18 protein-coding genes and 1 pseudogene are annotated in these 23,122 nt (G+C 46.8%); 4 read left to right on the top strand and 15 right to left on the bottom strand.

Annotated elements, in window-relative coordinates:
• Window positions 1-109: 109 nt before the first annotated feature.
• From V1498_RS16825 to V1498_RS16850, 6 genes and pseudogenes are all read right to left on the bottom strand, one after another.
• A pseudogene (locus V1498_RS16825) lies at window positions 110-214 on the bottom strand (transposase); the annotation flags it as partial.
• A gap of 255 nt (window positions 215-469) precedes the next feature.
• Window positions 470-1,414 carry a 3'-5' exoribonuclease YhaM gene (gene yhaM / locus V1498_RS16830; RefSeq protein ID WP_409294820.1) on the bottom strand — a complete coding sequence of 315 codons (945 nt, stop codon included), beginning with the start codon at window positions 1,412-1,414 and terminating at the stop codon, window positions 470-472.
• Between the two features lie 92 nt (window positions 1,415-1,506).
• Window positions 1,507-4,506, bottom strand: a complete 3,000-nt coding sequence (locus V1498_RS16835) for an AAA family ATPase (protein ID WP_409294821.1) — start codon at window positions 4,504-4,506, stop codon at window positions 1,507-1,509.
• A complete protein-coding gene (locus V1498_RS16840; protein WP_409294822.1) occupies window positions 4,503-5,708 on the bottom strand; it encodes an exonuclease SbcCD subunit D in 1,206 nt (401 codons plus the stop codon). Before V1498_RS16840 ends, V1498_RS16835 begins: the two co-directional genes overlap by 4 nt.
• Window positions 5,709-6,022: 314 nt before the next feature.
• Window positions 6,023-7,264, bottom strand: coding sequence for an ABC transporter permease (locus tag V1498_RS16845; protein WP_409294823.1), 1,242 nt, complete (start codon window positions 7,262-7,264; stop codon window positions 6,023-6,025).
• Window positions 7,257-8,156, bottom strand: coding sequence for an ABC transporter ATP-binding protein (locus tag V1498_RS16850; RefSeq protein ID WP_409294824.1), 900 nt, complete (start codon window positions 8,154-8,156; stop codon window positions 7,257-7,259). Before V1498_RS16850 ends, V1498_RS16845 begins: the two co-directional genes overlap by 8 nt.
• Before the next feature lie 181 nt (window positions 8,157-8,337).
• On the opposite strand from V1498_RS16850, the gene V1498_RS16855 reads away from it, so the two are divergent.
• On the top strand, window positions 8,338-8,523 hold the full coding sequence (locus V1498_RS16855; protein WP_409294825.1) for a YhzD family protein: 186 nt from the start codon (window positions 8,338-8,340) through the stop codon (window positions 8,521-8,523).
• A 483-nt stretch (window positions 8,524-9,006) separates the two neighbouring features.
• Here the strand turns inward: V1498_RS16855 and V1498_RS16860 are convergent, their stop codons facing one another.
• The 5 genes from V1498_RS16860 to V1498_RS16880 all read right to left on the bottom strand — a co-directional run bounded on the left by V1498_RS16860 (window position 9,007) and on the right by V1498_RS16880 (window position 14,931).
• Window positions 9,007-9,786, bottom strand: coding sequence for an enoyl-CoA hydratase (locus V1498_RS16860; RefSeq protein WP_409299327.1), 780 nt, complete (start codon window positions 9,784-9,786; stop codon window positions 9,007-9,009).
• A 112-nt stretch (window positions 9,787-9,898) separates the two neighbouring features.
• Window positions 9,899-11,506, bottom strand: a complete 1,608-nt coding sequence (locus V1498_RS16865; RefSeq protein WP_409294826.1) for a long-chain fatty acid--CoA ligase — start codon at window positions 11,504-11,506, stop codon at window positions 9,899-9,901.
• A gap of 118 nt (window positions 11,507-11,624) precedes the next feature.
• Window positions 11,625-13,136 (bottom strand): coproporphyrinogen III oxidase, encoded by a 1,512-nt coding sequence (locus V1498_RS16870; protein WP_409294827.1) that lies wholly within the window; start codon window positions 13,134-13,136, stop codon window positions 11,625-11,627.
• A 367-nt stretch (window positions 13,137-13,503) separates the two neighbouring features.
• Window positions 13,504-14,376, bottom strand: coding sequence for a Cof-type HAD-IIB family hydrolase (locus V1498_RS16875; protein ID WP_409294828.1), 873 nt, complete (start codon window positions 14,374-14,376; stop codon window positions 13,504-13,506).
• 198 nt (window positions 14,377-14,574) lie between these two features.
• Window positions 14,575-14,931, bottom strand: coding sequence for a YlbF family regulator (locus tag V1498_RS16880; RefSeq protein WP_409294829.1), 357 nt, complete (start codon window positions 14,929-14,931; stop codon window positions 14,575-14,577).
• A 244-nt stretch (window positions 14,932-15,175) separates the two neighbouring features.
• On the opposite strand from V1498_RS16880, the gene V1498_RS16885 reads away from it, so the two are divergent.
• The 3 genes from V1498_RS16885 to V1498_RS16895 all read left to right on the top strand — a co-directional run bounded on the left by V1498_RS16885 (window position 15,176) and on the right by V1498_RS16895 (window position 17,542).
• Complete coding sequence (locus V1498_RS16885) at window positions 15,176-15,385, top strand: YheE family protein (RefSeq protein WP_409294830.1); 210 nt, start codon at window positions 15,176-15,178, stop codon at window positions 15,383-15,385.
• Between the two features lie 22 nt (window positions 15,386-15,407).
• Window positions 15,408-16,304 carry a PucR family transcriptional regulator gene (locus tag V1498_RS16890; RefSeq protein WP_409294831.1) on the top strand — a complete coding sequence of 299 codons (897 nt, stop codon included), beginning with the start codon at window positions 15,408-15,410 and terminating at the stop codon, window positions 16,302-16,304.
• Window positions 16,305-16,423: 119 nt separating this feature from the next.
• Window positions 16,424-17,542, top strand: coding sequence for an ABC transporter ATP-binding protein (locus tag V1498_RS16895; RefSeq protein ID WP_409294832.1), 1,119 nt, complete (start codon window positions 16,424-16,426; stop codon window positions 17,540-17,542).
• Between the two features lie 42 nt (window positions 17,543-17,584).
• Here the strand turns inward: V1498_RS16895 and V1498_RS16900 are convergent, their stop codons facing one another.
• The 4 genes from V1498_RS16900 to pulA form a co-directional block, all read right to left on the bottom strand.
• The gene (locus V1498_RS16900; protein ID WP_409294833.1) at window positions 17,585-17,827 is read right to left on the bottom strand and encodes a hypothetical protein; all 243 of its coding nucleotides are present in this window, start codon (window positions 17,825-17,827) and stop codon (window positions 17,585-17,587) included.
• Window positions 17,828-17,972: 145 nt separating this feature from the next.
• Entirely contained in the window at window positions 17,973-19,358 is a 1,386-nt protein-coding gene (gene fumC / locus V1498_RS16905) for a class II fumarate hydratase (protein WP_409294834.1), read from the bottom strand.
• A gap of 63 nt (window positions 19,359-19,421) precedes the next feature.
• On the bottom strand, window positions 19,422-19,946 hold the full coding sequence (locus tag V1498_RS16910) for a phosphotransferase-like protein (protein ID WP_409294835.1): 525 nt from the start codon (window positions 19,944-19,946) through the stop codon (window positions 19,422-19,424).
• 292 nt (window positions 19,947-20,238) lie between these two features.
• A complete protein-coding gene (gene pulA / locus V1498_RS16915; protein WP_409294836.1) occupies window positions 20,239-22,779 on the bottom strand; it encodes a type I pullulanase in 2,541 nt (846 codons plus the stop codon).
• Window positions 22,780-23,122: the final 343 nt, after the last annotated feature.

A 23,122-nucleotide genomic window follows, 5' to 3' on the forward strand; every position in this document is an offset into this window, starting at 1 on the left:
CTTGAAGAGGTGTTCAAACCTCCAAGACGTTCTGATAGAAACCTGGAGATGGTGGAATGGTGAGGGATCCTTGTAAAGGGTGAAATTCCTGAAAAGTCACATTTTGTTAAACTTGTTTACAGGTAAAGCGTACAGAGCGGAAGCCTTCTAGCGACTGAATGTTAAGGATTTTTATCAGTATGACGGGATCTACAGAGGGCCGGCCATTTTGTTTGGGGTAATACTTTTTTGCATCTAAAACAGATGGTGCCAATCCATCTTGACTAAGTCCTGTTGAAAATGATAGGCCTGGAGATAGAAAGCTCTGTTCTTTCTGTTCAACTTCCTGCGAGGAATAAGAGAAAAGCATAAAAAAACCTCCTCTAACCTAGTAAGTTTGAGGAGCTTTTTAAAATATTTACTTGTTTGTCCATTGATGGACTACTTTTTCAACAGAAATGAAAATATGCCTCCAGGAGGAGGCATATTCTTATTCGTGGAACGACGGTTTATAGAATGAACGGTTATCGAGGGCAAATACTCTCTCTGTGTACTCTCCCGGCTTCACACGCTCTAGTGCCCGGTCCAGCATATTGATTTTCGCGTCCAGATTGTCAATATAGTGCAGGACTTCCGCTTCGCGGATCATCGGCGGCTTGGGGCTGCCCCACTCGGCTTTGCCGTGATGTGAAAGGACAAGATGCTGAAGAATCATGATCTCTTCCCCTTGTATCCCTAATTCTTCTGCTGCCTTGCCGATTTCATTGACCATGATGGTGATATGCCCAAGCAGGTTTCCTTCTACGGTATAAGCGGCCGAGATAGGTCCGGAGAGCTCGTAGACTTTCCCGAGGTCATGAAGGATGACTCCTGCAAACAAAAGATCTCTGTCAAGGCTTGGATAAAGTTCAGCGATTCCTTTGGCCAAATCCAGCATGCTTACAACATGATAAGCAAGTCCGGACATGAATTCATGGTGGTTCTTGGTCGCTGCGGGATATGTAAGGAACTTCTGATAATGCTTTTTCAAAAGATGCCTCGTTATCCTCTGTATGCTGGGATTTCTCATTTCGAATATATATTGAGTGATTTTATCTGCCATTACATCCTGGCTGAGCGGCGCCGTCGGTATTAATTCTGCCAGATTAATAGAATCATTTTCATTCGTAAGCCTGATATTGCGGATTTTCAGCTGGCTTCTCCCGCGGTAATTCTGAACTTCTCCCGATAGTTTGACCGTACTCTCCGGAGAATATTTTTTCTCATCATCATCGCTGATATCCCAGAGCTTTGCTTCAATGTCACCGGTTTTATCTGATAGATACAGGGTCAAGAAGGGTTTCCCGTTACTCGCTGTCCCCTTCACACTGCTTTTTATAAACATATAGGCATCGAATGATTCACCGACTCCGTAATGTACGATTCCTTTTTCCATCCTGTTCTTCTCCTCCGTAACATTAGTACTGATAGTATATCATATCGGGCGGCGGCTCTTAAAGGACGGAACCCCGCCAGAGGCAGGGATTCCTACCGCCCAGCAGCAGTCCCGCTTCCGCTCAGGGAGATCACACTGCCTGTTTTGAAGGCTCCGGCAATATGGCTATGGCAGGTAAAGAAGATGATTTGATGCTCATCTTTGAGCTCCTCCAGGAGCGCCAGCACTCTTTCGGTTCTCTTTTGATCAAAGTTAACAAAGCCATCATCGATGATGATTGGAAAGCTTTCTTCCTGGGAGGCATGAAGGGCAAGAGCAAGTCGGATTGCAGTATAGGCCTGTTCAGCCGTACCCCTGCTTACTTCTGAAGCTTCATACATCAAGCCGCTTTTGTGCTGCAGAAGGACTCCACTGCTCTCATCCTTCATATGAATGGCCGTATAAGATCCTTCTGTAAGGAAAGATAGATAGCTTTCCGCTTTCTTCAGAACCCGGGGAAGCTTTTCTTCCATAAACCTTGAGACTGTCCTTTTCAGAAGGCTTTGGGCAAGCGCATATTCTGCCCACTTTTTCGCCTCTTCCCGAAAAGCTGACTTCTTTTCTTGGAATCGGTGCAGCAGTTCTGAGTGGATTCCTCCTTCTTCGAGCGTCTTGATTTTTGCTTCTGTTTCTGCCGCCAGCTTTAATAGACGGCCCATATCTTCAGCAAGCTCTTTCCGTTTATCCTCCAGCTTTCTTGTATCCATTTCGGTTATGTTCCTGCTGTTGAATTCAGCAGCAGCTGAGCGGCTGAGAGTAAAGGCGGCAAGCTGTACCTCTATGTCAGCGAGTCTCGCTTTGTCTGCCTGTCTCTCCTGAACAGCTTTGTGCCGCCCTCTGAACTCTTCCTCTCCTTCTGCATGGGCTAGGCGGTACAGAGTTTTCATCTCACGTTCTATGAACGCCTTCTTTTCCCCCAGGCTGCTCAGATCTTCCCCCATGCTCTCCAGCTGGTTTTGAATCTGCTGCCATCTATTGAAGTCGTCTGCTGCCTGGCGGATGGCAGTCTTCAGTGAAGCCGCTCCTTCCCGCCAGGAAAAATGTCCGATTCCAAGCTCTGCAGCATATCCATTGATTGCCTGGATTTTGCCTTGGACGCCTTCCATCGATTCCTGCAGCTCTGCCTGCATCTGGCCCGCCTGCTTAAGGACTGTTTTTGCTTTCTGAATCGCATCAAAAAAGAATGTTAACTGCCTGCCATGAAGGGAAGTCCCGCTAAATCCAAGCCCCTTATACTCTTCACTTGTCTTTTGCTCGAGCTGGGCCCATTCCTTCTCCCAATTCTCAAATGCGTCGATGATCCGGTTGAAGGACATTTCCTGTTCCTCTCTCTGGATTTCCTTTTCCCTGATCCTCCGCGACAGCTCTTTATCTTTTTCCAATAAGGATTCTAATGAAGGATCCCAGCCGGAAGGATTGCTCCTGGCGTCCAGCTTTTCCGCTTCTGCCCTGAGCACGCTAAGCTCATCCTTCATGTCAGCGAGGATTGAATGCGAGGGCTGCAGGAATTTGATCAGCAGACCCACCGCTGCCAGTCCAAACGCAAATCCAAAATTTGAATAATTCTTTGCGAGCAGGGCATATACTGCCAGAACCAGAACCACGGCAGCTCCCGCACCCAGTGCGTATCCAGTCCTCCGGCGGCGTCTCCCCTCCTCCTCAGTCAGCCTTTTATAGCGTGATTCAGCCTTTTCGATCTGTTCTTCAAGCATCCTCCTTCTGCCGAGATGGATGTCCGCATTTTTATGGCTGTCGGATTTTATCTCTAACCTTTCCCGTTCATCTTCCGGAAGCAGCTGGGAGCCCATGGAGACTACCTGTTTTTCTGTCTGTTCAAGCTGCTCCCCTTCTGTCTTTAAGCGTTCTTCAAGCTGCTCCTTTGTATGAAGGCTCTGCTGCCTCTTCGCATCAAGAGCTGCCAGGGATTCCCTCCGCAGCATGCTTGTATCAGCACTTATGACTTCTCCGATATCTTTTTGATAACCTGCATCCCGAAGGATGGATTCTGCTTCCTGTTTGAGCTGTTTAATTTTCTGCTTCAGCTGTTCCTGCTCCATTTCCCTCTGTTCAAGGACGGGCAGCCGTTCCAGCAGGGGCTCGATCTCCGGCGCTTTTTCCAGGAGGCCGAAGTCAGGCGTGCAGGAGCCAAGTTTTCTCCGGACTTCCTCTTCCCTTGCTTTCAGGGCAGCCTCCTCTGCTTCATAGTGATTTTTGGAATGGAGAAACTCCTGCAGCCGTTCCAGACCGTCTTCAGGGAAAGTATACTCCCTTGATTTTTCGAGCTTTGCTGAAAGAAATTCCTTTTCTCTGAGAAGCGGGCGCATCCGGATAAACTCTTTATACATATATATATTTTCTTCAGTCTCGGCTGCCAGCCGCTTTACGGCTTCTAGATTTTGCTGCAGGTTCAGATATTCAGCGTGGAGGATTGCATATTCCTTCTGGCTGTCCATCGACTTCTTAAGCTCGCCCTGCAGCTGCCGTAATTCCTTTATCTGTACGTTCAGTGCCGGCCTTTGTCCGGAAGGCTTAAAAAGGGTTTCCATCTCTTTCTGCAGCCTGGCTTCAGCCGTGAGGATTGCATCTGTACCCATCATCCCTGCTGAAAGCAGATATTTCCCAATATCCTGCTCACTCATTTTCTGCAGGTTCTGCAGTCCGGATAAGTCGAATGAATAAATGGACTGGAAAGATGCCCGGTCAAGGCCGCCCAGAAGAGAGGCAAGCATTTCCTCGCCCCCGGCAGCCTGCCCTCCTTTGATGACCGTCACATCACCTGATGCTTTCCCTTTTACCCTTTCCACAGTAATCCTGCCGTGTACAGCTGATTCCAAGACCAATCTGCCCCCATATTTCATGGATTGCTTGGGCTCATATCGGGCTGCACTATGGTTTTTTCCCGGAAAGCCAAACAGGATACTATGGATGAATGACATCAGCGTGGACTTACCGGCTTCATTTTCGCCGAAAAATACCTGGAGATCTGAAAGGCTTGAAAAGGAGACATTTTCTAATTTTCCATATCCATAAATATGAAGCTCAATGATTTTCATTTCAATCCTCCTTGCAAAAGGGAAAGAACCATATTCAAAGAGTTTTCCTGTATTTCCCTCAGTTCGCCTTCTTCAAGTTCTTCAAGGAACTTCCGCGCATTCGGGTGCTTGAAAAGGGCAGCCAGCGCATCTTGGGTTTCCGGGCCGCCTGTAAGGCCGGCAAGCTCCTTCAGGAATGGATTCGCGGGAGCTGAAGACACCTGTGCTGCCTCAACAAGCTTAAGCTCATACGGCCAGATAAAATCTTCATCCAGCGGGTTTTCCTGCAGGACCGATAGCAGATCTGCCGCAAATGAGACCGGATAGCCTCCGCCCGCTTCTATATTCATTTCGATGCTCAGCAGCACACCGCAGCCTTCCTTCACCCTCGCCTGTATCCCTTCCTCACAAAGCCTGAGCAGGCCGTCGAATGATATATCGCCGGCACTCTCCAGTTTAAGCTTGTCCCATATGATATCGGAGGTTTCAATGAACTCTTTTTCTATCAGATTCTCTGACATCCTCACAAAATAGCACCCTTTTACTCCTTCTTCCTTCCGGTGGCGCCCCTGGATATTGCCGGGATACACCACAGCCGGAAATTCATGGAGCTCCTGCCTCTTGTGGATGTGGCCCAGCGCCCAGTAATCCATATCCTTCTCCAGCAGCTCACCAAGCGAAAAGGGGGCATACTGCCCGTGGCCCGTGCTTCCTTCCAAGCTCCCGTGATAGAGGGCGATATGAAAGTCTGCTCCGGCTTCCTTGACGTAACGGACGGCCATCCTGTCCACCACATGTCTGTGCGGATAACTGAAGCCATAAAGATGGACAATGGCACCTTCACGATTTTTGAATACCTTTCTTTCATACTCCCCGGAAAACAGATGCACATTGCCGGGGAAATCGAGCTTCACCCAGCTGCCGGTCAAATGATCATGATTTCCGTGAATGATGTATGCCCCGATTCCATGTTCTGAAAGTCTCTCCATTTCCTTCCGAAAACGCACTTGGGCACGGATGCTTCTATTTTCACCATCATATAAATCCCCGGCTATCACCATGAAATCCACTTTTAACAGGATGGCGGCATCCACTGTCTTTTTAAACGCTGTAAAGGTCGCCTCCCTCAATCTATGCATCACTTCCCCAGGCATATTTCTGATGCCCAGAAAAGGGCTGTCCAAATGCAGATCTGCCGTATGTATAAAGGTCACTTCTTTCATTGCTCAGCATCCTTTCCCATATAAAAAGCCTTTCGGCCCGCCTTTATTTTACCATAGAAAACAAACATGATTTTATGCTCACAACCCATGCATGGAAAAGAACATAGAGAGAGCAGGAACTGACACAATAAGGCGGTGGAGCAGAAAAAGACACACCAGGAATGCCAGGAAGACGCATGATGTGCGCACCCAGCTGCAGGAAGCCTTTTAATCCATGCAGCTCCGCCCCTGTTCCACAGACAAAAAGGGCAGGATGCTCCCCAAAACAAAGAACCAGGTCCGGCAGCAAAAATGGCTGCCGGACCTGGTTCTTTTCAATTTTGCGATAATGCTTTTTTAATGTCTTTGAATGAACTGGATTTTCCGTAAAGGAGGACGCCGCCCTTATAAACCTTTGCACCGAAAACAGCAAGCGCTATGATGGTGGCAATCAGTATGCCGATAGAGAGCGCCACCTCCCACACTGGGATCTCAAGCATTCCGACCCGCAGGAACATGAGCATCGGGCTGAAAAATGGAACGAAGGACATGATTTTTACAAATGTAAGATCCGGGTCACCCAGGCCAAAGACAGCCAGCATGAATCCGATGACAACAAGCCAGGTCATCGGGCCGATCGTCTGCTGGAGATCTTCTACCCGGCTGACAAGCGAGCCGAGGAACGCTGCAAGTGTCGCATATAGGAAATAGCCAAGCATCGCAAACAATATCCCATAAAACAGTGTTTCCGTCGGAAGCTTATCAAATCCGAAGAAGGGGACCCCGCCGCCATTTAGTGTATCCATGTTCTTCTTGATGGCCCCATAGCCAATGGAGAAGAATATAGCAAGCTGTGTCAGGCTAACAAGGGCAATCCCGAGGATCTTAGCGAACATCTGTGTCACAGGTGATACGCTGGAGACGAGGATTTCCATCACCCTTGATGTCTTTTCCTGAGCCACTTCTGTTGCGATCATATTTCCATACATCAGGACCGAGAAGTAAATGACAAACAGGATGATATAGACGATTCCCCTTGCCTGACTCAGTTCTTCCTCTGTTTTGGCATCCTTTTTCAGGGGGACGAGCTCAAATGGAACCGGTTTGTAGAGCTCGGCAATCTGCTCCTGCTTTAAGTTGAACTTCTGTGTTACCAGGACGGTCTTGACCTGCTGGAGCGCAGATTCCAGCTGAGTGTTCAAGGGTGTATCAGATATGCTGCTTGATTTATAGGCAGCCGCCGGCAGGCCCTCACTATCCTCTGCAAGCAGGAGGTATCCCGTCACATCGCCTTTTTCCTCAAGCATCTGGGCCGCCTTTTCATCCTTTACCTGGAGCGGTTTGAAGTCCGCCTTCTGGGTTGCCAGCTCTTGGGCGAGAATGCCGTATAAAGAGCCAGTTTCATCCACAATCCCGACTTTCTCCGGTCCATCATCTCCTTCAAAAAAATGAGTGATATTCGATAGGTTGGCTGCTCCTAACAGCAGCACTACCATGATGGATGTCGTAATGATAAAAGATTTCGCCTTCACTTTAGTGATAAATGTATGCCAAAATATAATCCAGAATTTATTCATATGCCGCACCCACTTTTTCTATGAAAATATCATTCAATGACGGTTCCTCAAGTTCGAATTTCCTGATGAACCCTTTGCCTGCGATATCCTTCAGAATGTCCTGGGCCGCCTCTTCCCGGTTGATTTGAAGGGAAATCCCTTCCTGTGTCTGTTTCACTTTGACCACTCCATCAAAGTTTTTCAGATAGCCTAAATCAAAATCGGCATGTATGGTCAGATTCTTTTTCCCAAAGGACCTTTTTATATCCTTCAACGCACCGTAAACCACAGGGCTACCCTTATGCATGATGCACAGATTTTCGCATAGTTCTTCAACATGCTCCATCCGGTGGCTCGAGAACACGATGGTGGTCCCGTTTTCCTTCAGCTCCTTCACGGCTGCCTTCAGGAGCTCCACATTTACCGGATCCAGCCCGCTGAACGGTTCATCCAAAATCAGGAGCTTCGGCTTATGTATAATGGCGGCAATAACCTGGATTTTCTGCTGGTTGCCCTTCGAAAGTTCTTCTACCTTCTTATTCATATACTGAGGAACCTTGAAGCGGCCAAGCCAATATTCAAGCTCCTTTAACGCCTCTGCTTTCTCCATACCTCTCAGGCGGGCCAGGTATACAATCTGCTCCTTCACCGAAAGCTTAGGGTACAGCCCTCTTTCCTCAGGAAGATAGCCAATCAGCGGGCTGGTCGAATAATCCACCATCCTGCCATTCCATAGGATTTCCCCTGAACTCGGAGTCAACAGACCTAATATCATCCGGAACGTCGTCGTTTTCCCCGCACCATTAGCTCCAAGGAACCCGAACATTTCCTTTTCAGGGATTTGGATACTCAATGAATCTACTGCAGTAAAACTGCCAAACCGTTTTGATACTTGATTAATTTCAAGAACCAATTCGCTCCCCCCTTTCCCCTCTCTCACAGGAATAAAATTCCATTAACACATACCATGTTAGTAAAAGAGTTGTAATTAAACAAGGGTTTCCGCAATTGTTTCTCAAACCTTTACAATTAAATCTATCCTATGCCACAATAAAAAAGAAAAATCAGAAAACATAAATAAAGGGGAACTTCATATGAAAAATTACAAACTGACCGTATTCGATACCTCCGGCGAAAAACTCCTGGATGAAACCATACAGGCCGAAACGGATGATCAGGCCAAGGAGCACGGCACAAGCCTCCTCCAGGAAAAAGGCTATGCCGAGTACACCCACCGCTGTACATCCCCAGCCGGTAAGCTCGTTTTATTTCATCGTTGATTCCATGCTTTCGCATGGGATTTTTTTTATTTGTATATGGAAAGACAACAAAATAGAAGGCTGATTGACAGGATTCATTATGAAGGTTATATGGGAGGGTTCAGCTAAGCCCTACAGTCCCATTAAAAAAATTAGGCAGGCCGCGAGAAGATAAATTGCTTCTCATGGCCCGCCTGCTTTATTTTTGTCGGATGTGTGCTTTTCTGATTCATTTTGTTTTCAATTTCATTGAGTACTACATTCTGCCAGTTATTTATTTTGTTTGAAAGGCACCGCTTTCCGCTTTTTTATTTATTCCAGCTCCAAGCTGAGGTCCTCGGTCATAAGCAATCCCCCGCTAAAGGCAAAGGGCTCCTTTTGCGGGGGATTTTCTTATGCCTATCGGACCTCTGCTTTTCTACTTCATTTTGTTTTTAAAATGTGTCCGATGCTACATTTTGCTATATATTAGAATTCTTTTGAAAAGCACCGCTTTCCGCTTTTTTATTTCCCAATAAATTTTGGTGCTCTCTTTTCAATAAAGGCTTGGATGCCTTCTTGGTGGTCGTGGGTTTTTCTCATTTTTAGCTGGCCGTGTTTTTCGAGTTCAAGGATTTTCAGGAGGCTGGGCCGGTTGATTTCTGCCAGGATTTTTTTGGATTTGATCATGGCGGATACTGGTTTTTGTTTCCACTCGTTTATTTTTTGGTTCACTGCCGTGTTGAGGTCATCTGTGATCTGGTGGATGAGATTTCTTTTCAGGGCTTCCTCGGCATTCAGGACTTTTCCTTCCCAAATTAATTCTTTCGCTTTGGTTTCACCGATTTTCCGTTCAAGAAAGAAGTGGCTTCCGCCGTCCGGGATTAAGCCGATTCCAATAAAATTCATGGCTATTTTGCTGTCTGCCTGTGCGATGATGTGGTCGCAGGCTAAGGCTATGCTGAGGCCGAGACCGGCAGCTGCACCGTGAATGGCGCAAAGGGTAAGCTTTGGCATGCAATACAAGGTCACGGCAAGGTCGCTGATAACCTCCATCATTGAGAAGAAGCTGCTGTCGTCAGCTGCTTCCATCATCGATTTTATGTCCCCGCCTGAGCAAAAGCCTCTTCCGCTCCCTTTCAGGACAATCATGTCGATGTTTTCATCTACGGTCATGCCTTTTAGGACATGCACGAGTTCTCTCAGCAGGTCCAGATTCAATGCGTTCAGGGATGCCGGCCTGTTCAGTTCAACTTCAGCCATTCTTCCACTATAGGACACTGTTACCAGACTTTGCGCTGTCATTGTATCCGCTTCCAATTTTGTGCCTCCTCTATAATGAATATACGTTCATTATACATGGGCATGAGTGGAATTAAAAAACATATGAAGAAAATTAAGAATTTTGTCACATTTCTTATTTTTGTATTAGGCTGTTGACTGCCTGCTCACGCAGCGTCCTTTTCAGGAATTTACCCACAGACGTTTTCGGAATCTCATCCATGAATATCACCTCATCCGGTATCCACCATTTGGCAAATTGCGGCTTCAGGAATTCAATGATATCCTCCTTTTCTGCCCTATGGTTTTCCTTGAGCACCACACATGCAGCCGGCCGCTCCTGCCATCTCTCATCAGGGATCGCGATGACTGCAGCTTCAAAGACAGCATCATGGGCCATGATTGCATTCTCCAGGTCTACGGACGATATCCATTCTCCCCCGCTTTTGATCAGATCCTTCGTCCTGTCCACAATCTTCACAAATCCTTCTTCATCGATGGTCACCACATCGCCTGTATGAAGCCACCCATCCTTAAAGGAATCTCCTGTACGCTCATCCTTATAATATTCAGAAGCGATCCATGGACCGCGGATCAGCAGCTCGCCCATTTCCCTGCCATCAGCCTTTACTTCCCCATCCGGGCCGACCACCTTTATCTCAAGTCCCGGAATCAAAACTCCCTGTTTGGCCTTCAATTCGAGTATTTCTTCTTCAGGCAGGTCTTCCTGATAACTTTTTATGGTGGAGACCAGGACGACCGGGCTTGTTTCCGTCATTCCATATGCATGCATGAAAGGGATGTTATGCTTTTTTTCAAATGAGCGGATCATGCCCTTTGGAGCGGCTGCCCCTCCGCATATCAGCCCTCTAAGACTTGACAGGTCGTAAGTATTCTCTTCTATTTCTTTTAGAAGTCCAAGCCAGATGGTCGGGACTCCGGCTGACAATGTCACTTTCTCCTGCTGAATCAGCTCGGCGATAAGTTTTGGGGTGAAGTACTGGCCGGGAAGCACGAGCTTTGTTCCGAACCAGACGGAGGCAAAGGGCAGTCCCCATGCATTAACATGGAACATTGGCACGATTGGCATCATGGTATCTTTCTCGCTGACCGCAGCACTGTCTGCGAGCCCCAGGGCCATGCTGTGAAGCACAATTCCTCTATGTGTGTAAACGACTCCTTTTGGGTTTCCTGTTGTAGCGGAGGTGTAGCACATACCGGCAGGAGCATTCTCGTCCAGATCGCGGGCAAATGTAAAGGCTGGATCACCTTTTTCAAGCAGTTCTTCATAATGATAGACAGGGAGAACAGTTTCAGGAAGCTCCTTCTTATCGGTCATGATAATGAAGGCGGTGACTGTGGGAATTTCGTTCTTAATGGCTTCAATAAGCGGCCAGATATCGGCATCGACGAGCAGCACCTTGTTTTCGGCATGATTGATGATATAGGCGATCTGCTGCGGCGCAAGGCGGATATTGATCGTATGAAGTACTGCTCCTGAGCACGGAACCGCAAAATATGCTTCAAGATGGCGGTGATGATTCCAGCTGAGAGTACCGACCCGGTCGCCCCTTTGAACTCCTAGTCCCTTAAGACTGCTGGCAAGCCTTCTTGTCCGCTGGCCGATTTCTTTATAGGTCAGCCTGTGAATTCCCCCGTCGGTTCTTGAGACCACCTCTTTTTTTGAAAAATATTTCTCAGCCCTTTCCAGCATCTGTGCCATCAGCAATGGAGCGTTCATCATAACTCATTCCTCCTGTCATCAGGTTATACTTATAAATTCTGCTGATGTACAGGTTTATCCTTTGTTTTCTCCACAAATTTTCGGTATTTTCTGACAAATAAAAAAGCCCTTAAAGGGCTCAGGCGTTTTGCTTATGGAAGGTTTCCTCCAGGAGCTTGATCTTTTGCTCTGTATAACTCTTGAAGCTCTCATTATAGGACTTTGGATCCTTAGGGTTGGCAAACTGGGTGATTCCGCCGGTTTGCGGATGCACAAACTTGCTTGCTGCTCCGCAGCCGATGCCGATGATCGTCTGCATTTCTTCCATGATCATGATGTTATAGATGCTCTCCTGTCCCGGAACAGAATAACCGACGTTTTCCAGGTTTCCGAGAATATTTTTCTGGCGGTAGAGATAATACGGGAAATATCCATGGCTTTTTGTCCAATGCTCCGCCATTCCCATCATATCCTCCACTTCAGCCCTTGAAGCTACCTGATATTTGCGTTTGTTCCGTGTCATTTCAGATGCTCTTTTAAAGGAAAGGGTGTGCACGGTAAGCGATTCCGGCATCAATTTTTCTGTTTCCGACAGGGTATGTTCAAATTCAGAGGTTCCTTCTCCCGGCAGCCCGATGATCAAATCCATATTAATATTGTTCATTCCTGCTTCCCTGGCCAGCCAGTATTTTTCTATAGTCTCCTCCACCGTATGATGGCGGCCGATCGCCTTCAATGTTTCCTGGATATAAGATTGAGGGTTGATGCTGATACGGTCAATATTCCATTTATTCAGGACATCAAGCTTTTCACTGGTAATGGTATCAGGCCTGCCCGCTTCCACGGTAATCTCCCTTATATTCTTCACATCAGGGAATGATTGATGCATTTCCTCATACAGCATATCCATTTCTTCAGCTGTGATGCTTGTAGGCGTGCCTCCTCCGTAATACACTGTGGTGATCCTGATTCCATTTTCAGTGAGCCATCTGCCTATTTCCCGCATCTCATAGTGGAGTCCGCCAAGGAAGGAATCCACGGATCCCTGACGCCCGTTGATTGCATAGGCGGGGAAGGTGCAATAAGCACATTTTGTCGGACAGAAAGGGATGCCGACATAAATGCTGACTTCCTCTTTTAAGCTGTAGAGATCCGGAACGACACTGAGCTGCCTGTCTACGATTTTCTGCATCAACTCGATTTTCTCTTCAGAAATCATGTACTGTTCCTGAAGCTCCTGCCTTGCTTCATTGATGGAAGCACCCTCCTGGTTTTTCTTATGAAGGAGCTTGGTCGGACGGATCCCGGTCAGGATCCCCCACTTCTGCTCCATCCCGGTGGCTTCCTGCAGAAGTGACAGATATGCCTTGCTGAATGCGTTCTTTTTTTGCTTGAACAGTTCTTTTTCCGTCTCATGATGCAGCAATTCTTCATCAATTAAAACACTCCATGAAGAACCTCCCGCCAAATCTCTAAGACTGGCAGCAGCCTTTATGCGTGAGGAAAGATCCTCCACGGAAAATTCCACTATATATTGAGCTTCTCCGTCATCAGTAAAGCCGACGCTTGACGTCTCGAAAAATAGATTGGCTATATTGGTAAAAGGCCTGATCAGTCTTTCATCATGAATCCCTTTAATATAAATGTGCATTTTATCACCTGGTTATCCCATTAAATTTGCATGGGGTTGTTTGTTAGTTTCCCACGCGGCTGCTACTAGTGTACAAAATCGAGGAGGAGGGGTCAATGAGAGTAACTGGCCTCTATATAGCCTGAAGGTTTTATCTACAGTAAACCAACATGAGTTTTCTACTCACAACCCATGCCTGGAAAAAAACATAGAGAAGAGCAGGAACTAACACAATAAGGCGGTGGAGCGGAACAAGACACACCAGGAATGCCAGGAAGATGCATGATGTGCGCACCCCGCTGCAGGAAGCCTTATAATCCATGCAGCTCCGCCCCTTTTCCACAGAAAAAGATCCCCCCTCTAAAAAAGGCGGCATCTCGTGACAGTGCTATTTCTCTACCTTCACTTCTTTTTCCCTGTCCATGGCAGCGATCTGCGGCTGCCTGCGGAACACTTCTTTAATGGTATAAGCTGCCCCGAGCTGGTCATTTGTTCTGGTCTGCCACGCGGCTGCTGCTTTAACTTCCGGCACGGAGTTGCCCATCGCAACGCCAAGCCCGCTGTGTTCAATGAGTTCCAGATCATCCGCCCCATCGGCGATGGCCATGATTTCTTTCTTTTTTATCTGATAATGCTGTGCCAGATATTGCAGTCCAGCCCATTTTGACACACCTGCAGGAACAATGGTAAAAACATTTTTGTTCATCCTGATGCAGTCTATTTCATCAAACATTTTTTGAAGCACTTCGATCATTTCATCCATTTCCTTTTCATCTTCAAAAATCACATCTATTTTGGGCGGTGCTGCAGGATTGGTATGAAGTGCTTCGCTTAAAATATCTACGTATTGGTGGGAGTAAAAATAAGGTTCATTCTTATAATAGGACGCCTTGCCAATCAGATTTTCCGGCAGGTTCACCCGGTTGCCCATCATATATTTTTCATGATAGAGCTTAATCTGGCTTGAAGATGTTTCCAGAAGCTTAACCAGTTCAAGCGTCAATTCTTCAGAAATCCTTCGTATCAAAATCGGCTTATCGACAGTTCCCACATATGCACCCTGATGGGCGACGAGAAGCGGCTTGATCCGGAGTGCTTTAGCCACTTTCCTGGCAGATGCAAAATTCCTCGAGGTGACAAGAGCCGTAAGCACGCCCTTCTGGTGCACATACTCCAGCGCATCCCTTGTCGCTTTATGCACCTTCCCATTCGATTGCAGCAGTGTTCCATCTATATTAACGGCTAACAAACGATACACCATGATGATCTCCCCCATCTTCTATGTTATAACCATGCATATGACGGAAAAACGGGGGCTAGAACCTGTTCACCCGTGGTGGAAAGATGAAACACCCGGCACATAAGATTCCCTGAGGGGGGACTGACCCCATTTCCGGGAAATGGGGTCAGTCCCCCCTCAACCCATGAAAAAACCCTCTCATTCATGAGAGGGCCCCTGTTATTGCTGGTCTGGTGTTCCGTATGTTTCGTCCAGCGGTTTCAGAATGATTTTGTTCAATTCGCCGATGATCATGCTCATGCGCTGTTCTGCATCCATGAGCCGGGAAATGGTTTGGTTCTGCTGTACGAGCGCTACCGTTTTTTGTGCCTGCTGAATTTCTTCCTGGGAGATGTCCTGTCCAGCCATCTGTTTCTGCTGGATTGTCATCTGGACATTGCGGAAGTTTTCAAACATGCTTTTAGAAGCAGGATCTGCATTCAATTCAGAGAACCTCTGCTTTAGATCATTAAATTCCTGGCTCTGTCTGATCGCCTTTTCCAACTCATAGGCTGCATCATATATATTGTTGCTCATGTAAATTCCTCCCTTTGGGCTTTTCTGGTAAATCCTAAGCATTTTAGCTACAGGTTACGTTAACATGTTATCCTCATCGATTGCAAATAATAATATGGATGTTTGATGGAATGCCTGAATTCTACCCTATGATACATAAACGTGAATTATGCACGATCCTGCACCCGGCTCCCCCTGTAAGCATCCTGCAATCAATGGACTGGCATAATATTAAGAATTATAATGGTAGCATGGAGGGATACGTATGATATCACATTTTACATATGAAAGCCTTTTTAAAGATGCTTCCATACCAGGCTGGAAGATTCAGTTTTATTACCAACAGCGCCATTATTCCGCCATTTATCATTCAGACGGCCGGATAGAATGGAAATCTGATACCCCGCCTGCAGATGATGCGGCTAATATCGAGAGCTATATCCATGAGCTCATGCTGTTCCATGTTTACGAATAATCCAGATATTCCGGAGGCTCCTATGATTAATAAACTAAAAATCAAATACCCCGGCCTCATCATTCACAAGGCTGCCTCCCCTTTTTATGAGGACTACCATTATTTTACCACATCCTCTGACATATGCTTTGGCATTCCGAAGGATTCGGCAGCCGGGGGTGAGCTGGAACTTTTAAGAATGATGTTCACTGCCTTGGACCCCGGGGATGACAGCTTTCAGCTCCTCAGCGGGGCTGAGCAGTGGGAACGATTTTTAACCGGCAGCTCCCGGCACCTGCCACAGGCAACATGGAAGACGGTACGCTTTATTTTCTTTACCGTATTAAGCAAAAACAGTGAGCGCACGGCTGCAGAGGAAGCTTTTCACACCTTATTTGATTCAGGTTCCGTCATTATTTGGTCTTCAGATAAAAACGGTGTGCTCATTGAACCCATGACAACCGATACGTTGGGAAAAGGTGATCTGGAGCCGGTACTCGCCGCGCTCGAAAGCGATTTTTATATCCAGTTCCGCTTATTCATCGGCTCTTTCTATCCATTGGATTCCTCCCTCAGAGAACAATTTGAATTGGAGAAACAATGTTTTTCAATTGGAGAAAAGTATGTGCCGGGTTACAGGCTTCAGGGCCTTGCAAATACATTCCCCTTCCTGCTTGCTTCAGGGCTGGTGCAGGATAAGAAGGATTGGTTCATTGAGCGTCTGCTCGGTGATGTGATCAAGGATGATGAACTTATCGAGACAGTAAAGACCTATATTGAATGCAGCTCAAATGCGAGCCTTGCTGCCAAGAAACTATTCATGCACCGCAACAGTCTGCAATACCGCATTGATAAATTCATTGAAAGGACGGGCCTTGACATCCGCTCCTTCCAGGATGCACTGGCTGCCTACCTGCTGATTGCCTTGTCATCTGCTTAGAATTGGGCACCCTGCCTAAAGGGTGTCCATTCTTTTTGTGCACGTTTACATATCGTTATTTCCCGGCTTGTCATACAATCAATTTATAATCGTTACATATAAATCAGGAGGTTATAAAAATGGCAGAACTTCGCTTAGACCATATCTATAAAATTTATGATAATAAAGTAACAGCAGTTTCCGATTTCAACCTTCATATCCAGGATAAAGAATTCATCGTATTCGTCGGTCCTTCGGGCTGCGGGAAATCTACGACACTTCGTATGATTGCCGGCCTTGAGGAAATTTCAAAAGGCGAATTCCATATCGATGGCAGGCTTGTGAATGATGTGCCGCCAAAAGACCGCGATATCGCGATGGTGTTCCAGAACTACGCCCTATATCCGCATATGACGGTTTATGATAACATGGCTTTCGGATTGAAGCTTCGTAAAATGCCAAAAGCTGAAATTGACAGAAGGGTTAAAGATGCCTCAAGGATCCTTGGCCTGGATCCGTATCTCGACAGGAAACCAAAGGCACTATCAGGCGGTCAGCGCCAGCGTGTTGCACTTGGCCGCGCCATTGTCCGTGATGCTAAGGTCTTCCTTATGGATGAGCCGCTCTCAAACCTGGATGCCAAGCTGCGTGTTCAGATGCGTGCAGAAATTGCCAAGCTTCACAAACGCCTTGAAACCACTACTATTTATGTAACACATGACCAGACGGAAGCCATGACCATGGCAACGAGATTGGTTGTAATGAAAGACGGACTCATCCAGCAGGTTGGATCTCCAAAAGAAGTATATGAAAATCCTGAAAATGTTTTTGTCGGCGGATTCATCGGCTCCCCAGCCATGAACTTCCTGAACGGCACCCTTCAAGGCGGTAAATTTGTGATCGGCGATGTATCCGTAACTGTTCCAGAAGGAAAATTAAAGACTCTCCGTGAACAGGGTTATGACGGCAAAGAATTGATCCTGGGCGTTCGTCCTGAGGATCTGCACGATGAGCCGATCTTTGTGGAATCCAGCGACTCTGTCATCAAAGCCCATATTGAAGTGGCTGAACTGATGGGTGCAGAATTCATGCTTTACTCTCAACTCGGCGGCCAGGACTTTGTTGCCCGCGTAGATGCCCGTACGATTGTACAGGCAGGCGACACTCTTGATCTTGCACTGGACATGAACAAGGTCCACTTCTTTGATAAAGAGACTGAATCCCGTATCCGTCCACAGCGCCAGACCGTTACTGTATAATACAAGAAAAATTAAGGAGCCGGCACCCAGCCGGCTCCTTTTCTATTCCTTTACAAACAGGACCCGGTCGTGCCCGCATGAAGGGCATGACAGGAGATGAGGACATATTTCATCTTCCGAGCTGTTTTTAAAGCCGTCTCCTAGTTTAACGGTTTCTTCATCATTATAATGACCATACGGATCCAGATAATCAGAAACCTTGCCCGAATCTTCCATATCTGTCCCGCAGACACTGCAGAACGCCTCCAGCTTTTTAAATCCATTGCAATATGGACACATTCCCATCTCGATCCCCCCTATGCTGTTAGTATGGTTAGGAATCTTAGGCAGTATGTGAAGGATTCATCCAACCTGCTATCATGTTGCACATCCAGCATACGGTTCCTTGACATAGCCAGGGGCAGCAGTCAGGCCGCTCGCTCCAGCACCTTTAATTCTTATTTACCATTTTTCCGGGATCCACCCATTCATCAAACTGCTCATCTGTAACATATCCGAGATGCAGGGCAGCCTCCTTCAGAGTCAGGTTTTCATTAAAGGCATATTTTGCAATCTCAGCGGCTTTTTCATAGCCGATATGAGGGTTCAGGGCTGTTACAAGCATAAGGGACTGGTCCACATATTCCTTGATTTTTTCCCTGTTTGCTTCAAGACCTTCAATGCAGTTTTTATGGAAGGATGCCATGCCATCAGCCAGCAGCTGTACCGACTGCAGAAAGTTATAGATAATGACCGGTTTAAATACATTCAGCTCGAAATTTCCCTGGCTTGCTGCAAAGGAAATCGCGGCATCATTTCCAAATACCTGGACGGCTGCCATTGTCAGCGCTTCACTCTGTGTTGGATTCACTTTCCCGGGCATGATGGAGCTTCCTGGCTCATTAGCCGGTATAGTCAGCTCTCCGATGCCGCTCCTCGGCCCGCTTGCGAGCCACCTGACATCATTTGCAATCTTCATAAGATCTGCAGCAAGTCCCTTTATTGCCCCGTGGGCATAAACCAGTTCATCATGGCTTGTTAATGCATGAAAAAAATTCCGGCTTGGACGGAAAGGATAGCCCGTCCCGCTTTCAATATAGCGCGCAGCTGTAACTGCAAAGTCCCTGTCCGCATTGATTCCGGTGCCGACGGCCGTCCCGCCAAGCGCCAGATTCAGCAGCTGGCGGCTGCTTTCTTCAATCATTTCTGAACTGCGTTCAAGCATCGCCCTCCAGCCGCTGATTTCCTGTCCTAGCGTCAGGGGAGTCGCATCCTGGAGATGGGTGCGCCCTATTTTGACAAGGTCCCGATACTCTTCTTCCTTTGCGGCCAGGGCCTCCTCAAGTTTTCGGAGCGGAGGAAGGAGCTGGTCCGCTACAGCCTTATATGCAGCTATATGCATGGCTGTAGGGAATGTGTCATTGGAGCTTTGTGACATATTGACATCATCATTTGGATGAACTCTTTCCAGGCTGCCTGCCTCATGCAGAAGATGGGTGGCACGGTTCGAAATGACCTCGTTCACATTCATATTTGTCTGAGTACCGCTCCCTGTCTGCCAGACTACCAAGGGAAAATGATCGTCATATTCGCCGTCCATGATTTCATCACAAACCCTGCAAATCGCTTCCTTTTTCTCTGCTCCCAATTTTCCCAGCTCAAAGTTAGCCTGAGCGGCCGCCTTTTTCACTTGTGCAAAAGCATGGATTAGCCGCAGGGGCATCTTTTCACTGCCAATCTTGAAATTATTCCGGCTGCGTTCTGTCTGTGCGCCCCAGTATTTGTCTGCAGGCACTTTCACTTCTCCCATTGTATCCCGTTCCATACGATAATCCATTTATAATCGCCTCCCCTTTTTCTTTTCCCTGAAATCCAGCCAAATTAACGGGCACTCCATCATTTATCCCCGAATAGCTGTTTTTCTGACTTTCTGTGTATAGGCCTCATATATGCGCAAGGCACAATCTTCAGGAGAACTTCTCTCTGTATCCACTTCTATGTCATACCTCAGGTCTTTGTGGATATGCGGGAATTGTTCCGCTGCAAGGCCCATCCGCCTGTCCCCCCTTTCTTCTTCCCGGCGCGCCAGTTCTTCAAGCGGGCAATGGAGGCCCGCATAAAAAATGGGATAGGAGTCCAATGTGGAGCGGAAGTCAGCCTTTACTGCTTCATTGTGCAGTACCTCGTCCAGGATGATATTCACTCCCTGATCTGAAAACATCGCTGCAGTTCTATGGTAAAACACTTCTGTATCCACAGGAATCAGCCTGTTCCCAGGGCGGTCTTCCATCCGCTCAATCAATAAGTCAAATTCATCGATGGACAAAGGAAAGAAATCCGGCAGGAGCTTTATCAGCTCACGGGCCAGAGCCGATTTTCCGGAGCTCGATGTCCCGTTCAGTAAAATAATGTTACCTTTGTCCATGGGTTCACCTCTTTTTAGTATGTAACTGCTGCTTCAAGTATAATTAGAAGATTCAAAAATCTCCAGCTTCAGATTCTTCAGCATAAAACACACATGGGTTTTCTACCCGCGCCCATGCATGGAAAAGAACTGGACAAGAGCAGGAACAAACACAATAAGGCAGTGAAGCGGAGCAAGATGCAGGCAGGAATGCCAGAAGATAAATGAGCTCATTCCCAGCTCCAGGAAGCTTGATCAGCTCCACCCCTTTTCCACAGAAAAAGCAGCAGAATTTAATCTGCTGCCCCCTTTTTTATCTGACCAGAACAAAAGTCGATTTTGCCGGCACTTTGACGGCTGCTCCCTTGACTGTTCGCAGAACCTTGATGCCTGCCTTGTTACCGTCGGCCAGTACCCGCCATACATCACTTGCCGGAAGCTTGAATTCAGTTTCGGCTTCGTTTGCATTGTGAAGGACGGCAATCTGCCGGCCAGGATCGTGATTGGCCCTAGCGTCCAGCGTGAAAGCTGCTGTGCCTGCCGGTGAATCAATGAAGGTAAGATTCTTTTCTATTTGAGCGGCTGTATTCATCCGGAAGGAGGAATAACGCTTCCTGAGCTGAATCAGCCCTTTCATATACTGAACTTCTTCGTTAAATTCGCCGCGTCTGTTCCAGTCCAGCTGATTAATGCTGTCCGGAGACTTATAGCTGTTATGGTCTCCCTGCTTTGTTCTCATGAATTCCTGTCCGGCATGGATGAATGACATTCCCTGTGAAGTCAGCAGGATGGAGGATGCCAGTTTGTGCATCTGTATCTGCTGTTCCTTCCCTGCTTCCGGGTTAGTCAGCTGGAGCTTATCCCATAATGTATGATTATCATGGGCCTCCACATATGTGACAACCTGTTCGGGATCCTTATATGTGGCCATTCCGTCTGGATAATGGATACCTGCTTCAATGCCCTGCTTGATTATGCTTTCTGTCCCAGGCTTTCCGTTGATGAATCCTCTGTCTCTCTCATCAAACACGCTTCCCTTCAGACTGTCACGGATGCTGTCGTTAAAATGGGCGATTCCTTCCATTTTCCCGGCATTTTTTTGATTGGCCTTCTCAGAAGCAGGAAGCGGTGTCCCCATATCCCAGCCTTCTCCCAGTACAACGATGGAAGGATCAATTTCATCCAGCGTCTTTCTGACCTTATTCATCGTGTCAACATCGAGGATGCCCATCAAATCAAATCGGAATCCATCTAAATGATATTCCTCAGCCCAATAAGCTGCAGATTCAACAATGAATTTTTGTGCCATTTTCCGTTCAGATGCAATATCATTGCCAACTCCAGTACCGTTGGCTGGAGTCCCATTTTCGTTATATCGGAAATAATAACCCGGCACAAGTTTATTGAAGCTATGCTCCTGCATATCATATACATGGTTGTAGACAACATCCATGATGACCCGCATGCCATTGTCATGAAGCCCCTGCACCATCTGCTTCAGCTCTGTTATCCTGGTGTATGGATTGTATGGATCTGAGGAATAAGAACCTTCTGGTGCATTATAGTTTTTTGGATCATAGCCCCAGTTAAACTGCGGTGTGTCCAATTTAGTTTCATCCACTGTGCGATAATCATAGATTGGCAGGAACTGAACATGAGTGACCCCAAGGTCCTTCATATAATCAAGTCCGGTCGACAGGCCTGCAGAGTTTCTGGTGCCTTTCTCTATGACCCCGAGATACTTTCCTTTCTGCTTGATTCCGCTTTCTTTTTGGATGGAAAGGTCTCTGACATGCAGCTCATAAATAATGGAGTCCTCAGGTTTTTTCAGAGAGGGCTTGTTCGCCTTCCATTTACCTGGATCTGTTTTATCCAGATTTGCAACGACGCCTCTATCGCCATTGACAGTTACTGCACGTGCATAAGGGTCTACAGCCTCATTCCATTTATCACCGATCAGCACCTTATATGTATAAATAAGGCCGTCCTGGTTTCCCTTAAGCTCGGCGGTCCATGTTCCCTTTTTGCTTTTCACCAGGGGAATTTCTTTCCCTGCAGGCGCATCCCATGAGCTGTATGTTACAAGCTTTGCTTCTTTGGCTGTTGGTGCCCAGAGTCTGAAGGATGTCTGTGTGTTTCCGTATGTGTTCCCAAGATCATCTCCCCCGTAAAAGTACAAATCATCAAATGCCTCAGTGCGCACAGCGCTTCCCATCTCAACAAGCTTTTCGCCATAGCCTTTTATAGAGAGTTTATATTGGGCAGACAAGTCCAGGGCAGACTTTGTGATGATTTTGAACTTTTTGACCGCATCCCCTTCATTTGGCTGGATGGCTTTTATCTCAGCACCTTCCAACGTAATATCCGACTGATCCAATTTCAGAGGGACATTTGTAGTGACGCTGATTGAGTTCATTTCATCTATCAATGCGGACATTATCTTAGGAGTTACATCTGCTTTTGGCTCCTCCGTATAGACATTATCCTCTCCGCTTATGACCCAGACTTCGGCTGCTCCGTCCTTAATGTTGATAAATCTGTCGCCGCCGTCCTTTTCCCAGGAATCAGTCCTGACAATGAATCCCGCTTTGGTGTGAGAGCCCTCCAATGTGACTTCAGCAATCTTTCCAAAACTGTCTTCACCGGTGAAAGGATAGGCCTTTCCATCTTTCCCGTCAGGCCAGATCCATAGATTCCAATCCTTGGTGTTCCCGGGTTCCGGCTGGTAATGGATTTTAAGGGAAGTAGTGGTTTCAGCTTGTGCAACCGTTTTCACAAAATTCCATAAAAAAAGTGATGAACACAAAATTAAGACTAATAAACTAGCAAGAATTACTTTCGTTTTCTTTTTCAAACTGTCAGCCTCCTTTTCTTTTATATAACAATTCTATTATATAAAATCAGTGAAAACGTTTCCACTATTTTCTGAATGGTTTCATTTTTTAGGGAAAAAGACCTGTTCTAGGCTGTTTCCGCTTTGCTGCCCGGTATGCAAAAGCGGCGAGTAAATCAGTGTATCTGGCGAGTAAAACGGCTGCTTCGGCGAGTAAATTCTCTTTTCGGATAGTAATTTTTCTTTTTGGATAGTAAAGTACCTTAGTTGGCGAGTAAAGTGTTCACTTTGGATAGTAACAGCTTTTTTACAATCCTGACAGGTGAGGTGGTGAAAGTTTTTCTTCAGGATGAAGCTGAATTGG

The sequence above is a fragment of the Paraperibacillus marinus genome, assembly GCF_046237605.1.
Taxonomy (GTDB): domain Bacteria; phylum Bacillota; class Bacilli; order Bacillales; family DSM-1321; genus Paraperibacillus; species Paraperibacillus marinus.